The 16,343-nt window shown below is 42.2% G+C and carries 14 protein-coding genes; 2 read left to right on the top strand and 12 right to left on the bottom strand.

Going from position 1 to position 16,343, the window contains the following annotated elements:
* Nucleotides 1–143: 143 nt before the first annotated feature.
* A complete protein-coding gene (locus MHB64_RS03555) occupies nt 144–1,085 on the top strand; it encodes an AraC family transcriptional regulator (protein ID WP_341133731.1) in 942 nt (313 codons plus the stop codon).
* A gap of 168 nt (nt 1,086–1,253) precedes the next feature.
* Here MHB64_RS03555 and MHB64_RS03550 read toward each other — a convergent pair whose 3' ends face one another.
* Nucleotides 1,254–3,173 (bottom strand): hypothetical protein, encoded by a 1,920-nt coding sequence (locus MHB64_RS03550; protein WP_094869975.1) that lies wholly within the window; start codon nt 3,171–3,173, stop codon nt 1,254–1,256.
* A gap of 314 nt (nt 3,174–3,487) precedes the next feature.
* Complete coding sequence (locus MHB64_RS03545) at nt 3,488–3,847, bottom strand: winged helix-turn-helix transcriptional regulator (RefSeq protein ID WP_094869974.1); 360 nt, start codon at nt 3,845–3,847, stop codon at nt 3,488–3,490.
* Between the two features lie 191 nt (nt 3,848–4,038).
* On the opposite strand from MHB64_RS03545, the gene MHB64_RS03540 reads away from it, so the two are divergent.
* On the top strand, nt 4,039–4,593 hold the full coding sequence (locus MHB64_RS03540; RefSeq protein WP_094869973.1) for an NAD(P)H-dependent oxidoreductase: 555 nt from the start codon (nt 4,039–4,041) through the stop codon (nt 4,591–4,593).
* Between the two features lie 68 nt (nt 4,594–4,661).
* On the opposite strand, the gene MHB64_RS03535 is transcribed toward MHB64_RS03540, so the two are convergent.
* The 10 genes from MHB64_RS03535 to scfB all read right to left on the bottom strand — a co-directional run bounded on the left by MHB64_RS03535 (nt 4,662) and on the right by scfB (nt 16,290).
* Entirely contained in the window at nt 4,662–5,828 is a 1,167-nt protein-coding gene (locus tag MHB64_RS03535; RefSeq protein ID WP_094869972.1) for a DUF4317 domain-containing protein, read from the bottom strand.
* Nucleotides 5,829–6,129: 301 nt separating this feature from the next.
* On the bottom strand, nt 6,130–7,251 hold the full coding sequence (locus MHB64_RS03530; protein ID WP_341133730.1) for an NAD(P)/FAD-dependent oxidoreductase: 1,122 nt from the start codon (nt 7,249–7,251) through the stop codon (nt 6,130–6,132).
* Between the two features lie 17 nt (nt 7,252–7,268).
* A complete protein-coding gene (locus MHB64_RS03525) occupies nt 7,269–8,255 on the bottom strand; it encodes a FecCD family ABC transporter permease (protein WP_341133729.1) in 987 nt (328 codons plus the stop codon).
* The gene (locus MHB64_RS03520) at nt 8,255–9,292 is read right to left on the bottom strand and encodes a FecCD family ABC transporter permease (protein ID WP_445671625.1); all 1,038 of its coding nucleotides are present in this window, start codon (nt 9,290–9,292) and stop codon (nt 8,255–8,257) included. The genes MHB64_RS03525 and MHB64_RS03520 overlap by 1 nt, the downstream gene beginning before the upstream one ends.
* A 77-nt stretch (nt 9,293–9,369) precedes the next feature.
* On the bottom strand, nt 9,370–10,191 hold the full coding sequence (locus MHB64_RS03515) for an alpha/beta hydrolase (protein ID WP_341133727.1): 822 nt from the start codon (nt 10,189–10,191) through the stop codon (nt 9,370–9,372).
* A complete protein-coding gene (locus tag MHB64_RS03510) occupies nt 10,188–11,204 on the bottom strand; it encodes an ABC transporter substrate-binding protein (protein WP_341133726.1) in 1,017 nt (338 codons plus the stop codon). The genes MHB64_RS03515 and MHB64_RS03510 overlap by 4 nt, the downstream gene beginning before the upstream one ends.
* Before the next feature lie 112 nt (nt 11,205–11,316).
* Nucleotides 11,317–12,429, bottom strand: a complete 1,113-nt coding sequence (locus MHB64_RS03505) for a helix-turn-helix domain-containing protein (protein WP_341133725.1) — start codon at nt 12,427–12,429, stop codon at nt 11,317–11,319.
* 221 nt (nt 12,430–12,650) lie between these two features.
* A complete protein-coding gene (locus tag MHB64_RS03500; RefSeq protein ID WP_341133724.1) occupies nt 12,651–13,502 on the bottom strand; it encodes a hypothetical protein in 852 nt (283 codons plus the stop codon).
* Nucleotides 13,495–14,073, bottom strand: a complete 579-nt coding sequence (locus MHB64_RS03495; protein ID WP_341133723.1) for a sigma-70 family RNA polymerase sigma factor — start codon at nt 14,071–14,073, stop codon at nt 13,495–13,497. The genes MHB64_RS03500 and MHB64_RS03495 overlap by 8 nt, the downstream gene beginning before the upstream one ends.
* 822 nt (nt 14,074–14,895) lie before the next feature.
* Nucleotides 14,896–16,290, bottom strand: coding sequence for a thioether cross-link-forming SCIFF peptide maturase (gene scfB, locus MHB64_RS03490; protein WP_341133722.1), 1,395 nt, complete (start codon nt 16,288–16,290; stop codon nt 14,896–14,898).
* Nucleotides 16,291–16,343: the final 53 nt, after the last annotated feature.

Raw genomic sequence — 16,343 nt, 5'->3', positions numbered from 1 at the left:
GCTATCGCTCCTACAGTTCCAAAATTCCCTCCACTGCTCCTTTCCCTCTCCTCAAGTTATAAAATACATCTATATAGTTGAATTTGGAATCACGTTCACCTATAATCTACACAAATCAACGGAATGGGGGCAGAGCACCCAATATGCCCAGAAAAAAAAAGCCCGTCATTGAATACCGCCACTACAGCTTGCCGATAAACTTCCCTATTCTACTGTTAAGCGGTGAACGTTGGAAGATTTCCGATATTAAAAGTGAACATCTCCATTTTCATAACCATTTAGAGATTGGCATCTGTCATTCGGATAGCGGGATCATGGAGATCAAGGGAGAAGCTGTGCCTTTTAAAGCCGGAGATGTGACCTTCATCCCTAGGTATCTGCCTCATACAACATATAGTTCGCCAAATGAGGCCAGTCTTTGGTCATATATCTTTTTTTCACCTGAGGAGCTCTTTCAACATTCATTCAAAAGCGCTTATAGTGACTTCGAGCCAAATTTGTGGGCGATCAAGGGAATGAACTGTATTGTGAACAAGGAGGAACATCCCAAGGTTTATACCCTTGCGACATCGGTCGTAGAGGAATTGAAGCACAAAAATCCTTACTATCAGGAAAGCGCTTATGGCTTATTATTATCCCTTTATATAGAAGTTCTTAGAATCCATTCCCGGAATGAACTCTTGGCCGAGCAAGAAACAGAACATAATCTAAAAGGTGATTTTGTCATCGCTCCGGTTCTGGAGTACATCACTAAAAACTATATGACACCTATGTCCATCAATGATCTGGCTGATCTATGCCATCTAAGCACCACTCATTTCCGTAGAAAATTCCATGAAATCATGGGAAGCGCACCTCTTGATTTTCTAAACAGCACCCGCATTGAAGAGGCCTGTAAGCAGTTGAAAAGCACGGATGCTTCCATCCTCTCCATCTCTGAACGAGTCGGTTTTCAGTCCATCTCCAGCTTCAACCGATGTTTCTCCAAGCTAATGGGCGAATCGCCCAAGCAATGGCGCAAAGGCGCACATACTGAAGCGCAATCCGCAAAGGCATCTATATTGGAGTTTACGGGGTGGGTATAGGGAAAGGGAGTTCCCTGTCTACTCTATCTCACAAAATCTGCTTCATGCGACCCACCTACCTTTAGCATTTGGCAAGGGAGAGTTTATTTATAATACAAAAGAGAGTCCCCGGTAACCACTTTTTTTGGCTGTTGGAAGACTCTCTCACTATTAGGTTCTGCTATTAAGTTATTTTGATTTCTTTACAGTCGCCGATTTAACTTGAAATGCTCCATTTTTGTAAGCAAGAACAGCGGTTTCTTCGCCTTTAATTACGGAAGTAGCTTCACCATGAATCGTTCTTTTTGCTACAATCTCATAGACTCCGTTTTTATCTACATCAATGGCTTTCATTGAGTTGTAGAGCGAGCGTTTGCCATTCACTTTCACGTACTCGTTAAGAAGAACTTTCACACTACTATCTTTGAAGGATACTACGTAAGCATTAGTGCTGCCGTTGTTACCGCCAGAGTATACAGTAATCATGACATCTTTAGATTTATCTCCGTTAAAATCTCCAACGAAGTTGATTTTTGGTTGGTAACCCGTGAAGCCTTTGATATTACTGTTGATCACTTTTTTAGTTTTTCCTTCAATAACGACGATGTTGATATCTGTAATCAGACCACCATTAGCGGCATCCTTGTTACCAATCAGTAAGACATTATCCGCAACACCATTTCCAGTTACATCCACTTGTTGCTTCGCAAGCAGGATTGTTTTTGCTGTTGTTGGAATTCCCTTAAGCTCAAAACGTTTACCAACGGTGAAATCACTTGTTGTATTTGTGGCTGGTGTAGTGACTGGCTTGCTATCACCTTTAGTTGTTTCTGTACCCACAACCTTGAAAGCACCATCTTTGAAGGTGAATGTTGTTTTTTCTTCACCTAGAATTATAGCTTCAGCATCACCGCGAATTTTTCTAGTCCCAACCAGATCATATACACCATCTTTATTAGAATCCACTTGCTCTAAAGCATTGAAAAATGCGGGTTTGCCATCCACAACAGGCTTTACACTCAAAAGTGGTTGTACCTTATCTCCTGCAAAAGATAATATGTAAGCATCTGTCGTACCATTGTTACCTCCAGAGAATGCTGTAAACATTACATCATTTGCTTTGTCCCCGTTGAAATCACCAATCCATTTAATTTCTGGTTTGTAACCATCGAAACCATTGATCTTTGCATCTTTCACTACGTTTGTTTTACCATCGACAACAACCAGATTGATGTTACTTACATAACCAAGCTCATCTGCTTTATCACCGATCAAATAAACTTTATCTTGGGCGCCGTCTTTGTTAACATCGTTAACTTGTTTTCTGATAAGAACGGTTTTATCTGTTGTTTTCACACCTTGCAATGCGAAAGGTTGTCCAACAGTCAGTTCACCAAGTGCAGGTTGCTTAAAAGGGTCTTCTTTGGTGATTTCTGTTTTGCTAACTTTGAATTCGCCATCTTTGAATGCGAACCATACTTTTTCATAACCTGTTACCTCAGAAGTAGTCTTGCCATGGATACTTCTGATTCCAAACAGCTCACTCACACCATCATTCTCCATATCAACCGCTTCTAATGTTCTAAATAAAGCCCGCTCACCTTTAATCTTCAGGTCCCCACCTAGAATAATGGAAGGTTTCTCGTTCTTAAAGCTTACGATTCTGGCATTGGTAGATCCTTTGTTACCCCCTGAGTACGCGGTTATCATTACATCAAGTGCATGATCATTGTTGAAATCACTCACATAGCTGATTTTCGCGTTGGAACCACCAAAGTCTTTAATACCAGCGTTTAACACTTTGTTAGTTTTGCCGTTTACAACGATGAGATTAACATTGTCGAAGTCACCAAAGCTATTGGCATCACCGATAAGATATAAAGTGTCTTTAACTCCATCCAATTCTAGATCAACAGCTCTTGTTCCCAGCAATACTGTATTTGCTTTCGTTTGAACACCAGTAAGTGTAAACTTTTGTCCTACTTGATTGGTGGATGGTGTTACTGCTGAACTGGCTGGTGTTGCGACAGGATTTGCCATGGCTTGAGATGAGAACGAAGCTACAGCTGCTACACATAATGCAACGGATAATGTTTTCTTAATTTTCATTGTGTTTCCTCCGATGGTTTATAAAGGTTGCGGTCGAATACAGACTCATTATAATCCGAGAAATATAGGACAGAGTGACGGTAAGGTAACATTATCCTATTGAAATAAGACAATAACTAAATAAAATATCCAATTCAGAGGAACATCAGAGGCTAGAAAATGAAAATTCATTTCGAATAGAGTAGTAGGAAAACAAAAGAAAACGCTTTCATAGTATATTCTATAGCTTTTTCAACAATTCTACTTTTTTTAATCCTTTGATAACAATTCTGTAAATCACTTTGTTCCAACTGACGTGCAAATCTTTTCTAAGGCTACAGCTCCTGGAACTCCTCCAACAAGACGATCTCTTCTCCTCGTTCTTGTCTTACTTTAATATTTTCCTTCCCCCAAGAACACATAACATCCACGATCTTGTTGGCTGTCACGCCATATTCCGTGAGGCTATATTCAACTTTTGGCGGCATCTGCTGGTAAACGAATCTTGTGACAAGTCCATCCCGCTCAAGTTCACGAAGCTGCTGAATCAGAACCTTTTGTGAGATGCCCTGAATATTACGCTGTAATTCACTTGTTCTTTTGGCACCGGACATCAATAAGCAAATGATCAAAGCTTTCCACTTACCGCCGATGATTTCTAGTGTTGCCTCTATACCCAGATTATATTGTTTCATAGAATAACACCTCGTTCATGCTGATCAGATTACGCTTACTCAAAATTTCATTGTTGCATATATTTTTTTCCGAGTCCAGTACGTACTTCGAAGTAACCATCTTACTTTATGGTGTGTATTTTCTTTTTTTAAAACCTGCAGGATAATGATGATATTCATAAATAATATAGGCCGAAGAACGGAGATTCATAATGAAAACTCTGGTGATTCTGGCGCATCCGAACCTTGAGAATTCGAGGGTCAACCAGCGCTGGAAAGAAGAACTGTTGCAATATCCAAATGAGATTACCATTCATGAGCTTTATAAAGAGTATCCTGACTGGTCTATTGATGTTCCTAGAGAGCAGAATCTAATGGAAGCCTATGACCATGTGATCTTTCAATTCCCGTTATATTGGTACAGTTATCCCCCACTATTGAAAAAATGGTTCGACGATGTACTTGCCTACGGATGGGCTTATGGATCAAAAGGCGACAAGCTTAATGGGAAAAAGTTAGGGCTTGCCATCTCCATCGGAGATAAAAAAGAAAACTATCAGCCAGAAGGCTCTGTTTCTTTTACCGTAGACGAAGTGATTGCCCCCTTTAAAGCCAGTGCCAAGCATGTTGGTGCAGAAGCGCTGCCGTATCTGGCTGTCTTTGGAGCTTCATTTCAAGCCAGTGATGAAGAAATTAATACTAGTGCAAAAGAATATATCAACTATATCTTCAAATACCAAGGGCAATTCCATTCAATGCATAGCTGATACAAATACAAAATGGGCTATCCCTAGTCTTAATCAAAGACTTTCAGGATAGCCCATAACAAATAAGTCTAAAGCGTCTCTGTAGTGAGTGTGAACCCTTCGATCACGGCATCTTCGTCGACCTCAATCAAGATGCAGCGTCTCCCATGATAATTCACCTGTTTCACATACTTTAAATCCTGCGGGCTGACCGAAATCGTAGCTACCTTTGTTTCGATCTTAATCGATTTGGTAGTGAATTTCGGCATCACACTGCTCGCCTTCATCTCATAATGCTTATCGTCAACAATCGTTTCAAACGCCCGCTCTACTTTTTCCATCGTCACATCTTCTACACCACTTACCTTCAGCACGCGTTCCACATCTCTATAATCAAGCTTCGGAGGTTCCTCCTTATCATCGTTGGTTTCGATGACCTGGTTGATTTCCTCGTACAGCTGAGCAATGGTGGTCGCGTCAAGTTGTTCCCCCGCCACTTCCTTCACGATGTCTTCGAAGATAGCTCTCTCTTCCAGTGCCGTCACGGATCTTTCGGCATTCAAGACATCCCCAATGAAATGCGGATCTGGAAAGTTCGATTTTCCTGTGCAATACAGAATGCGGTTCACATCGGAATAATTATCCGTCACGCTTGGGTAAAAGAAGCCCTGCTCCGGCGTACTTAACTTGACGATCGGATCTACAATGACATTGTATTTGAATTCCCGCTCCACATAATCAAATAAGAGAGCTTTCCGTTGCTTCTCTGTAGAATTCACGCTGCATAGAATAAATGGATGCGCGAATAGTTCATTTTTCTCACTTTCCTCGGCTTCGTCGTTTCTATCTTTGGTCGGACGGTAATATTGTCCGCGAACGAAAGTGATTACCGTGTCGCGTTCATAATGGGTATCCGCCATCATTCTGTCCACCAACAGCAGCATCAGATCCTGCCATTCATCCGGATCCCCTGTCACCAAAGCTTGGTGAAGCATCACCTGTGCTGGCTCCTCCGCTTCCGCCTGAAACTTTAACTCGAACAATTTCTGATCCAGTTCGCCGGTTAAGAGTTTTTTGAAATTGCCCATATACAGCTCCTGCTTCTCTCTATCCACCATTCCAAACGGCAGGCGCTCCCAATGATAGATCTCATTGCTTTCCTTCATAATATACACATTGAGAATATCGTAAATATTCATTAAATCGTGATCGAGCTTAAATTGCTTGCGAATATGCGCGACTTCTTTCTTCATCATGATTCGTTAGACAACTCCTAGGAAAATAAATTGGTCTTTTCAGTATAAAGGATAAAAAAAACCTTCGCTATATTAGTTGAACTTAAGATTTTTCTATTAAGGTAAGTGCGTGACTGCGGTGAATGTTTGGACTTCCGGCCGCTGTTGTCACCAGATTTCTTGATTAATACCATGTTTCATGGTTGAACAAAGGCGGTCACTACGTTCCTACAGTTCCAAACTTCCCCTCCATCACTTTTCCTTTTTAGAATGTTTTTAGTTCAACTTATATAGAAGGTTTTTTTATCCGTGTTGCTTCTAATCAATTTATAGCGTGCTCTAATGCATAGTCTTCAAGCTGAATATCTACCTGCTGATCCAGGGCTAACTTGGCTAGCTGCTCACCAAGAAAAGGTCCCATCGTTAATCCGGATGCCCCTAGTCCATTAGCCACAATTAGCTTATTCCAGCCTTGAACCCTTCCTAGCACCGGAAGAAAATCTGCAGCAAAGGGACGGAACCCTACTCTTATCTCATTTAGGCTGCAATCGGCAAGGCCGGAAGCCGTTTGCAGACCTTTATTTAATATTTCTTGCATTCCACATGCGGTTACAGAGGTATCATAACCTACGACATCATTCTCGTGAGTAGCACCTGCCACGATATTTTGATCCGCATATGCAAGGATATATTGATCTGTAGGTGGCATTACCACAGGCCATTGCTCTGTACTCGCTTGTTTAGCAAGCTTCAAGTGCATAATTTGAGCCTTCTGATAACGCACCTGGAGCATGATCCCGAGCGGATGAAGCACCGCATTGGACCAGGCCCCTGCGCACACAATCACTTCATCCGCCGTGAATGTCTGATCTCCTGCGCTAACCGCTTTAATTTCGTGATTCTCATGCTCTAAGATAGCATCTCCCTCAATCATCTGTGCACCGTTACGCTGTGCTGCTCTTAGCAAAGCATCACGTAATGCACGTCCATCCACTCTTGCTGCACCCGATACATGAAGCGCATGATAGCCTTCCGATAATAATGGAAACTTCTCTTGTGCTTCCAGATCCGTCAGCATCGTAAGTTCACCGATTTCAGGTGCGTCCTCTCTGCGAAGCTCCGCTCTTTCCTTCATCGCAAGTAATTTTGATACATCTTCATGAATACATATCGCTCCTACTTTTGCATATCCGGTCTCGGCTTCTCCAGCCTCTTGAAGCTCCTGAATAAGGGATGGATAGAAGCTGGCTCCCGCTTTAGCAAGGCGATACCATGCTTTGTTTCTACGTTGAGACAGCCATGGACAAATAATCCCTGCGGCTGCATCTGTTGCTTGTCCAACATCTTTACGATCTATAATGATGACTTCAGCACCTAATTTACTGATCTGATAAGCTGCTGAAGCTCCTAATATCCCTGCACCAATTACAATAACCTTTTTCATGTCTGAAGTCCCTTCCGTTATTCACTTTTAATTAATAAATATAAGAAGTAAGGAGCGCCGATTAAAGCCACGATCACTCCTGCTGGTATTTCCGTATTGGCTACGACCATTTTACCAAGCGCATCTGCAATAACCACTAATCCGCCTCCGATTAATAAGCATGCGGGAATCATTATTTTATGGCCACGAAAGAGTCGTCTAACTAAATGTGGAACTACCAGTCCTACAAATCCAATACTACCACTCACAGCAACCGCTGGTGCTGCCAATAAGACACTACACACTAGAAACAAAACACGATATTTATTTAAAGACACCCCTAAGCTGATGACTACGGGATCGTTAAGCCTTAACACATCCAATATAAGATGTTTCCGAATTAATAAAGGCACAATAATAAGTAACCAAGGTAGCATAGCATACACATGATTCCAATTGCTATTCCCAATGTTTCCTGCCAACCACACCTTGATCATTTGATATTGTGAAGGATCTAGTACGAAGGTTAACACAATCATCAAGGCACTAATCGCAGCCGCAATAGCAATGCCTGTATAAATTAATCGTATGGGGATAATACCCTGATTGCGATCATATGACAGCATAAATAATAGGGCCACAACGATAAATCCGCCCATCAACGCATACAATGGCTGAACATAAGTATGTAGACCGGTAGAGCTATTTTGTAAAAGTAAAAATAACATCATGGATAATCCAGCACCAGCATTTATCCCTAGTATACCTGGGTCTGCTAATGCATTTCGACTTATAGCTTGGAGCAGCATTCCTGCTATTGCTAACGCGCCACCCACTAGAAAACCCAAGATCATTCGAGGAATACGAAACTGAAAAAGTACAAGCTCCTGCCTCGTTGTTCCATTGCCTAATAGGGTTTGCCATAACTCTTGTAAGCTTAAGCTGCTTTGACCGGTAGATACACTATAGATAAAACCTAGCAGTAAAAGTATGGCTATGATTATAAATTTCCAGCTTAGCTTCACTATAGCTCCCGCCTTTCTTTACGTGCCAAAAATAGAAAGAACGGGACACCGATAACGGCAATTACAGCACCAACAGGAATTTCATAAGGGGCATTTACAATCCGTGCCACTAAATCAGCAAGTACAACAAGGATTGCCCCTAGAACGGCAGATAGAGGAATAATATAACGATAATCGACACCAACGAAGTAACGAACCAAATGAGGAGCCATTAACCCAACAAAGCTTACAGATCCAGCTAAGGCACATGAAATACCAGCTAACATAAAAGCGGATAAAAGCGCGAGATTCTTGATAAGTTTAATATTAACGCCTAAACCTTCCGCTGTCTCATCCCCTACAGATAGTATTGTAATCGACTTCGAAATCACGATGGCAAGCAGTAGAGCAAGAAGCATCCAAGGCAGCATCTGCTGCAAATGAGCCATACTAATGCCACTTAAACCGCCTCCATACCAAAAAGCCACCTGCTGTGCCACTGAGAAAAAGATACTTATTCCTTCACTTAAAGCAGTGAGCATAGCAGATATGGCAGCACCCGCTAATACAAGTCGAATAGGCGTCAACCCTCGTTTACTTAATAGGCCCACACTAAATACTAAACCCGCTCCCATTCCCGCACCTATGATACAGAGCCAAAGTGTGCCTGTAAATGTAAGGGTAGGCAGGAATACCATTGCAATAACTAACGTGACACCTGCCCCAGCATTTAATCCAAGAATACCTGAATCCGCTAAAGGGTTCCGGCTAACCCCTTGAATAATTGCTCCACTTACGGCAAATCCAGCACCTGTAGTCATAGCGGCAAGTACCCGGGGTAAACGAATGGACTGGATCACCTGATGCGTAGAAGCTGTATCATCAAAAGCAAAAATCGATAGGAATACATCTGCAAAGGGTATTTTTTTTGCTCCTAGTGCCATAGCAAGTACTAATACGCCTATTAATAGGAGCAGCATGAAGATCAGCAACACAAAAAAGGAAAGCTTTTTTTCTACTGGTAGTGATGATTTCTGAACATTCGAGTTCAAAGACAATGTTTCCAACCCTTTCCCTTCCCTTTACAAAAAGAGCCAGCCAAGGGGCTAGCTCAGATGCAAACGAATATGATTGTCTAACGCAAGTCAGAGGATGTTGTAAGCATAAATTTAACGGCTCGACTAATCGCAGCAGAGATTACACTTACATGCTCCTCTTGCTCAAGCAATGCCCAGCTTACTTCAAAGCTTGGAATATCTAACGACTTCATGCTGTTACATAAATCCAAGCTATCCTTGACCATATAATCAAGCTCATCTCCACCGACTATCATTAGCGTTTTAGGTAGTCGATCTAACGTATTGCTGTGCAACTCAGCTTTAAATTTCTCATACTCATGTAACAGTCCGTAATCATTCCACCAGATGGAAGCACTGCTTGCAATATAATGTGAAAACAAGGTGGATTGTGTAAACAAAGCATGCAGAACGAATAATCCGCCAAAGGAATGACCAAACAACGCTTGCTTGTGCTTATGGATATCGAACCGCTGGGCAATGGCTGGCATTAACTCTTGTTCAAAAAAGGCAAGCAGCTCATCTGCCCCGCCAAACTCTGGCCAAGGCTCCCCGTTCGGACGCTTCGGTAAATTCGCAAGCTCGGCTGGCATCGTTAATTCATAGGTTCGCCGCACCGTATCAAAGGCCTCACCACCAGGATAACCAATGCCGACAACAATCGCGGGTGGATAGCCTTTAGGCTTACGCGTCAGCAACCGAGTGATTTCAGCAGCGGTCTCAAATAGTCCATTACCATCTAGCACATAAATAACACCATAGCCACCCTGCGCAGGTTCATCCAAAGGTAGTGCAATAAAAATCTCATAGTCCTTATGATTAGCTTCACTCGTAATCAGCATCGTTTCATAGTTGGGCTTTACGTACGGTTTGATGATCATGGCTTCAGGAACGCCACGATATCGTCCATCGTCTTTTGATAAGCAATTAATCCGCTGGATCTCCAGTGATCGCCATCCACCTCGAATACTTTACCCGCTTGAACTGCAGGCAGTGCCTTCCATAAGGGACTAGCTTTAATGTCTGCCAGGAAGGCATCTCCAAGACCATCATTATCATTAATGAAGATATAATCAGCATCTAAATCAGACAGCATTTCCAGCGAAATATCAGCAGACATTTCACCTTCTACAAGAGAACTTTGAGCAAATCCCAGCTCACTCAGCACATAACCCCCGTAATGGAAGTTACCCACTAAAAAGATTGCCCGGGCATTCGCATTAATATAAATCGCTTTTTTACCGGCAGAAACGCTAGCTAACTGTGCTTTAGTCTCTTCTAACTTTTTATTATAAGCAGCAATAGCTTCTGTAGCCTTATCTTCTAATCCTAGCAGTTTGGCAATCGTTTCTGTGGCTTCCACTACGTTACCCAGTGCATTCTTAAACACGTAAGTTGGAGCAATTTGCGAATAGTTTTCATAGACACCATTTTGTGCATAAAAGGCCGTTGGGAATATAATTAATTCCGGCTCCAAATCCACTACAGATTCTGGAGAGGGAATACCATTAGCGAAGCTGATTTCTTCTACACCACTTAACGTATCCTGTAGATATTGCTGCGGTCTTTCGCCTGTGGACCATTGTGCTACTGGGGTTACGCCAAGCGTAACTAGGTAATCCTCTAAGCCAGGTGCATACACCTTCTGTACCGTTCCGGGAATGTTTACTGTATTGCCTACTTGGTCAGTCACCACAAATGCTTCTCTAGCTGCGACTTCCGTTTCTTGTACAGCCGGTGCATCCGTTGCAGTTGCGCTCGCTTCACTAGTTGTTGCTGGAGTATCTGTTGCTTGTGAATTAGCCGCATTATTACTGCCACAAGCTGTTAATAGAATGGATAATAATCCAAACATTACAACATAACTTATTATTTTTGTCTTAAACCCCTTCATGATTGACCTTCCCTCTTTCCTATGTTCTCAATAATAATCATTCTCAGTATTGAGTTTATAAGAGATAGGATCGGTTGACCATGTAACATCTTATGATTCCACATGTACATTTTCAAGGTATCATCATCACTGCGACTTCCTCTAGCATTCGCTTTAAAGCGACAGGGGAATATTCAAACCAAGGATCGGAATGAATAACATAGATTTGTTGCCGCTCTATAGCCTCTAACTGCTTGAATCCTGAATCTCTCTGCAAATGATGCCATGTTGCTCGTGACTCATCATCAGGGCATATAATCGTAAACAGCTTATCTACCTTCAAAGTACCCAGCTCTTCAAAAGAAATCTCGGCATTATATACACCAGGCTGCTCATAACTTGATACCGCTCCCAAATCTTGAAATAAAAGATGCTGTATACCTGTATTGCAATAAGCAAAGATTTGCTGCTGATAGATACGTATAACTAGCACTTTAGGTGGTGTAGAGGTCCAGCCTAAGCCGTGACGAACGTCTTCCAATCTTGATCTATACTGTGTGATCCATTGCTTCGCTTCTTCTTGTTTATTTAATCGGGCAGCAAGCTCAGTTAATGCTATTAAGCAATCTTGTTTATCATCCAACCAATAGATGGGGAAATGATCCTCTATCTGTTTTACCAGCTCTGACGATAAATCTTTTGGAGAAATAAGAAGATCGAGTGGCAAATGCAATAGCTCATTTGGGCTGCAATAATTTTTATTTTGGGTCAAGGTTACCTTATGTTCGATGTCTTGCGACCACAAATTATAGTAGTAAGGTGTCCATTTGGCGCTTAGGGGCGCCGCAAACGGAATGATTCCCGCCGCATGTAGATACCCCATCATATTCCCAGTTACAACACCGATATGAGATTTTTGCTGGCTGGTATACATCGTTGGGGATATCCCTTCGACCTTTTTGAACACTCGACTAAAATAAAACTCATCACTATATCCAACAGCCTCTGCTACAAACTTCAAGCGAACGTGATCTTGCTGCAATAATTGTTTAGCCTTTTGAATCCGTAGCTGCGTAACAAACTCCATTGGACTTTGTATGTATTCCTGTTTGAACGCCGAGGAAAAATAACTGGAGCTAAGGCCAGTAAGATCAGCTAAATAGGATAAAGACAAAGGCTTCGTGAAATTCTCTTCTATGTATTTTTTAACCTCGCTTAAATCTGTTTTTTGAGATTGCCTTTGCATGCTGTCACCTCTTTACTGCTTATATAAATACAGTTTGATTCATACGCTTATTCATACGCTGGTTGACGCACCAATTGATAATTATTCTCAATTATACTTTTGTTTTGGGAAGCTAGCAATGGTTGGGATGTGTATAGCCTCGTAAAAAAAGACGCTAAGGGAAATCCCCTCGCGCCTTCTTTATGTGTATCTATGGGCATCTACTACCCTAAGTAGGCCATTTATTTGGAATCTACAGCTGGAGCTGGAGCCGCAACTACGCCTTCATTCTTCTGCAAGTTCTCTTTCACTTCTTCAGTCCCTAAGGTCTTCACAGGAGCACCGATGCTGAAACTGTCGATGATCTTCCCAAGTGTGGCTTGGTCAAAGTCTTCTTGAGCATACAGTTCAACAGTAAAGCCCTCTTGTTCCCAAATCACAATTCCATTAGCAAAATAGACCTTAGTTCCGTTGATTACTTCTGTTTTCACTTCTTCCGTAGTGCTGATCCCATTGTCGCCGCCCTTGGAGATTAGAAAATTAACAGCTTTATCCCCGGAGTTATACTGCACTTCAGCCATGCTGGTTCCCTGAAGAACAACATTCACAAACGCATAGTCTGCCATCCAGGTTGGTGCCGGGAAGTTCATGCCAAGCTCCGCACGTGCTTCATCCAGGCTCAACTTAGCTGCAACTGGCAATTCAATGGCAACATTCTCCCCGCCATTCCCCTCTTCAGATGAAGTCATTGACTGTCCAGCTTGGGGAATTTCCTTATCATATTGCGTGATTTCGAGATTTCCCACTTCAAACTTTGCCATGATCGACTGGAACATATCCTGTGCATAGGAGGTTGCAGAGAATGCTCCACCCACACAAATTACTGCACTGCCAATCACTATTGCATTTCTCCAGCTACTTTTTTTCATCGTTATCCCGTCCTTTTTCTCTGATTTGGGTTCAAGAGCTCCATGGTCCAGCTTGTATATCAAGCGGTTATAAATTCTTTCTTTGGCGGCAGTGTTATCCTGTTCGACATTCTCAAGCAGCTCTATAGTCTTGCTGAATTCGTTGAAATCATTTTTCTTATTCATGGTTGAATCCTCCTGCTTTTAAGGAAATATGCAGTTTTTTCAGACTTCTATGCAAAACGACGCCAATATTAGACTCACTGACACCCATGATCTGTGCGACTTCGGAATTTTTCAGTCCAGCTCCATATTTCATGGCAATGATATTACGTTCCTTCTCACGCAGCTTGGAGAGCGCCTTGAACAGTGCTTGATTATTATCCTCACGAATCGCCAGTTCCTCCGGAGACGGCTTGGGAAATATGAGCTCCAGCAAAGAATCTAGTGAGGTGTAGCTTCTTTTCTTCTGCCCCCGGAAGTAATCCGTCACAGCGTTCCTTACAATGGCAAACAGCCAAACCTCAAAATTCGATTTTTCTTCTGAAAAGCTATAATACTTACACATCACCGTCTCAAACACCTGACTGCAAATGTCCTCCGACACGTGGTGGTTATTAATACGATAGCTAATATATTTGTAAACACGTTTGTAATACGTATCATACATCTGAGTAAATTCCTCTTTTGACATGATGGCATCGCGTGATCTTTCTAAATTCTTATAACGGTCCACAGTACCCTGGATAACCTCCATCTCCACCCTCCTTCCACCTCCCCTTCATCAATAGCTAAACAAATTGCGCAATTTGTTGTGAAGAAACTTACATAAGTTAATACGTAGAAAAGCCCAAACCATTAACAAATGTTTTGATTATTGTGGGGGGAGATTGGAAAAGCGGAGTGAGACAGAGGCGTTCGTTCAACATTCTTTCAAAATTGCTTGAAACAACTACGAGCTGAATTTGTGGGATATAGGAATGAACTGAGCCGTCGATACTTGAGTTGCGGGGTGAATATATGTGTGTGTGAGAAGGGGAGTATTTCAACGTTTCAATTCAATGACTTCATAATTTATGTACTTCAAGACTTTCAGAATCAATACAAAACAACTTGTACATCCGGTGCGTCCGTAAGCTTTTCTAGATGATCTCCTTCTAGATGGTCTCTTTCTATATAACTGTTATCATAACATGTTCATTCCAAGTACCGTCTATTAACAGGATGTTTTGTATTTGCCCAATGGTATAACTCAATACTTCTCCCAAATCGCTCCTCCTGAAGCTGTCGATTTCATTTATAAGCGGATCACAACGCGGCCATTCCTTTTCAAAACAGCTCATTATAACTATACCAAAACACGGCTAGCAATGTTCTGGACTGCTGAAATACCAACCTCTCTCGCGGAATTCATTCCAAAGATTCAGATAAAAAACGATCAGTGATCTGCACTTTACAGAAACCGATCGCCTCTCTTATTTTACGGTCCTCCTTCTCTAAATTCATACAAAAACCGAGAAAGGCACTTTATTAAAAAGTGTCTATTTCTCGGTTACCGTTTATTCATCCGTTACGTTAACTAGCTAGGTTGCCCTTCCATCGCTCTAAACGATTCATCCACCTTCACCATCATGGAACATTCGACTCTTTTGCGGAAGACGTCACAGCTGAAGTCATAGGTTCCCACAAGGGAACCCGTCGCGTGCAGCGCATTGGCGGGACAACCGCCGCTGCAGTAAAGTTTCGCCCAGCAATTCTTGCATTCCGGCTTCGAGTAGCAGTTGCTCTCTTTAAATTGACATTGCAGCTCAGGTTTTGTGATTCCATCCCAGACGTTTCCCATGCTGTATTCTTCATCCCCGACGAACTGGTGGCAAGGAAAAAGCTCTCCCCAGGGGGTGACCGCAAGATATTCGGTTCCTGAACCACAGCCAGTAATTCTCTTCTGGATGCAAGGCCCTTCTGAGAGGTCAAGCATGTAGTGATAAAAGGTAAACCCCTTGCCTTGTTCACCGCGACCGATCATTTCCTTGGCGAGAATTTCGTACTGATTGTATATCTCCGGGAGGTCCTCCTCGGTAAGGGCATAGGGTTCTCTTGGATCACAAATGACCGGTTCCATCGAGAGCTTGTCAAATCCAAGGTCGGCGATATGAAAAATATCATTGGTGAAATCGACATTATTTCGAGTGTAGGTTCCTCGTACATAGTACTCTTGGTCTCCGCGCTTACGAACGAACTCTTGGAACTTCGGAAGAATGTGATCGTAGCTGCCTTTTCCGTTAACCGTCTTACGAAGCCGGTCATGAACCTCTTTTCTACCATCCAGGCTTAATACGACATTGTACATTTCCTGATTTAAAAACTCGGTGACTTCATCATTTAGCAGCATCCCATTCGTCGTGAAGGTGAAGCGGAACTTCTTTTTGAATTCTTGTTCTTTGCTTCTTGCATAAGCTACGATCTGTTTAACTACTTTCCAGGCCAAAAGCGGTTCCCCACCGAAAAAGTCGATGTCCAGGTTGCGATGATGACCCGAATTTTCAAGCAGGTAATCGATAGCTTTTTGTCCAACCTCATAGCTCATGATTGCTCTATCTCCGTTGTATTTCCCTTGGCTGGCGAAGCAATAGTCGCAGGATAGATTACAGGTATGTGCTACATTGAGGCAGAGCGCTTTGACATAAGTTTTTCGTTTTTTTAAATCGAGCGAGAGGTTCTCGAACTCATCTTTTGTAAAGAGCTGACCATCATTTATAAGCTCCTCGATATCCGCGATGGTTTCTCGAATATCGCTCTCGGAAATGCTGGAATCCTGTTTATATCTTTCCAACATCGTTGTCACAATTTTTTCGACAGAAGTTTCCTCATAAAGCGCTATAATTTCATATGCTAGGTCATCCACAACATGTACCGATCCACTGTAAGTGTCGAGAACGATATTGTATCCGTTTAGTTTATATTGATGAATCATACTTGCTAATCAGGCTCCTTTTGCACACAAGTAGAAACGGCTTTACCATCCTG

The sequence above is a fragment of the Paenibacillus sp. FSL K6-2859 genome (genome assembly GCF_038008265.1).
GTDB lineage: Bacteria > Bacillota > Bacilli > Paenibacillales > Paenibacillaceae > Paenibacillus_AQ > Paenibacillus_AQ nitricinens.
The sequence above is the reverse complement of the archived record's forward strand: the minus strand, read 5'-3'. Positions and strand labels throughout refer to the sequence as shown.

Coding starts and splice junctions, on each gene's coding strand:
- MHB64_RS03555 (WP_341133731.1), top strand. CDS start 144: ATGCCCAGAAAAAAAAAGCCCGTCATTGAATACCGCCACTACAGCTTG.
- MHB64_RS03550 (WP_094869975.1), bottom strand. CDS start 3,173: ATGAAAATTAAGAAAACATTATCCGTTGCATTATGTGTAGCAGCTGTA.
- MHB64_RS03545 (WP_094869974.1), bottom strand. CDS start 3,847: ATGAAACAATATAATCTGGGTATAGAGGCAACACTAGAAATCATCGGC.
- MHB64_RS03540 (WP_094869973.1), top strand. CDS start 4,039: ATGAAAACTCTGGTGATTCTGGCGCATCCGAACCTTGAGAATTCGAGG.
- MHB64_RS03535 (WP_094869972.1), bottom strand. CDS start 5,828: ATGATGAAGAAAGAAGTCGCGCATATTCGCAAGCAATTTAAGCTCGAT.
- MHB64_RS03530 (WP_341133730.1), bottom strand. CDS start 7,251: ATGAAAAAGGTTATTGTAATTGGTGCAGGGATATTAGGAGCTTCAGCA.
- MHB64_RS03515 (WP_341133727.1), bottom strand. CDS start 10,191: ATGATCATCAAACCGTACGTAAAGCCCAACTATGAAACGATGCTGATT.
- MHB64_RS03510 (WP_341133726.1), bottom strand. CDS start 11,204: ATGAAGGGGTTTAAGACAAAAATAATAAGTTATGTTGTAATGTTTGGA.
- MHB64_RS03505 (WP_341133725.1), bottom strand. CDS start 12,429: ATGCAAAGGCAATCTCAAAAAACAGATTTAAGCGAGGTTAAAAAATAC.
- MHB64_RS03500 (WP_341133724.1), bottom strand. CDS start 13,502: ATGAATAAGAAAAATGATTTCAACGAATTCAGCAAGACTATAGAGCTG.
- MHB64_RS03495 (WP_341133723.1), bottom strand. CDS start 14,073: ATGGAGGTTATCCAGGGTACTGTGGACCGTTATAAGAATTTAGAAAGA.
- scfB (WP_341133722.1), bottom strand. CDS start 16,290: ATGATTCATCAATATAAACTAAACGGATACAATATCGTTCTCGACACT.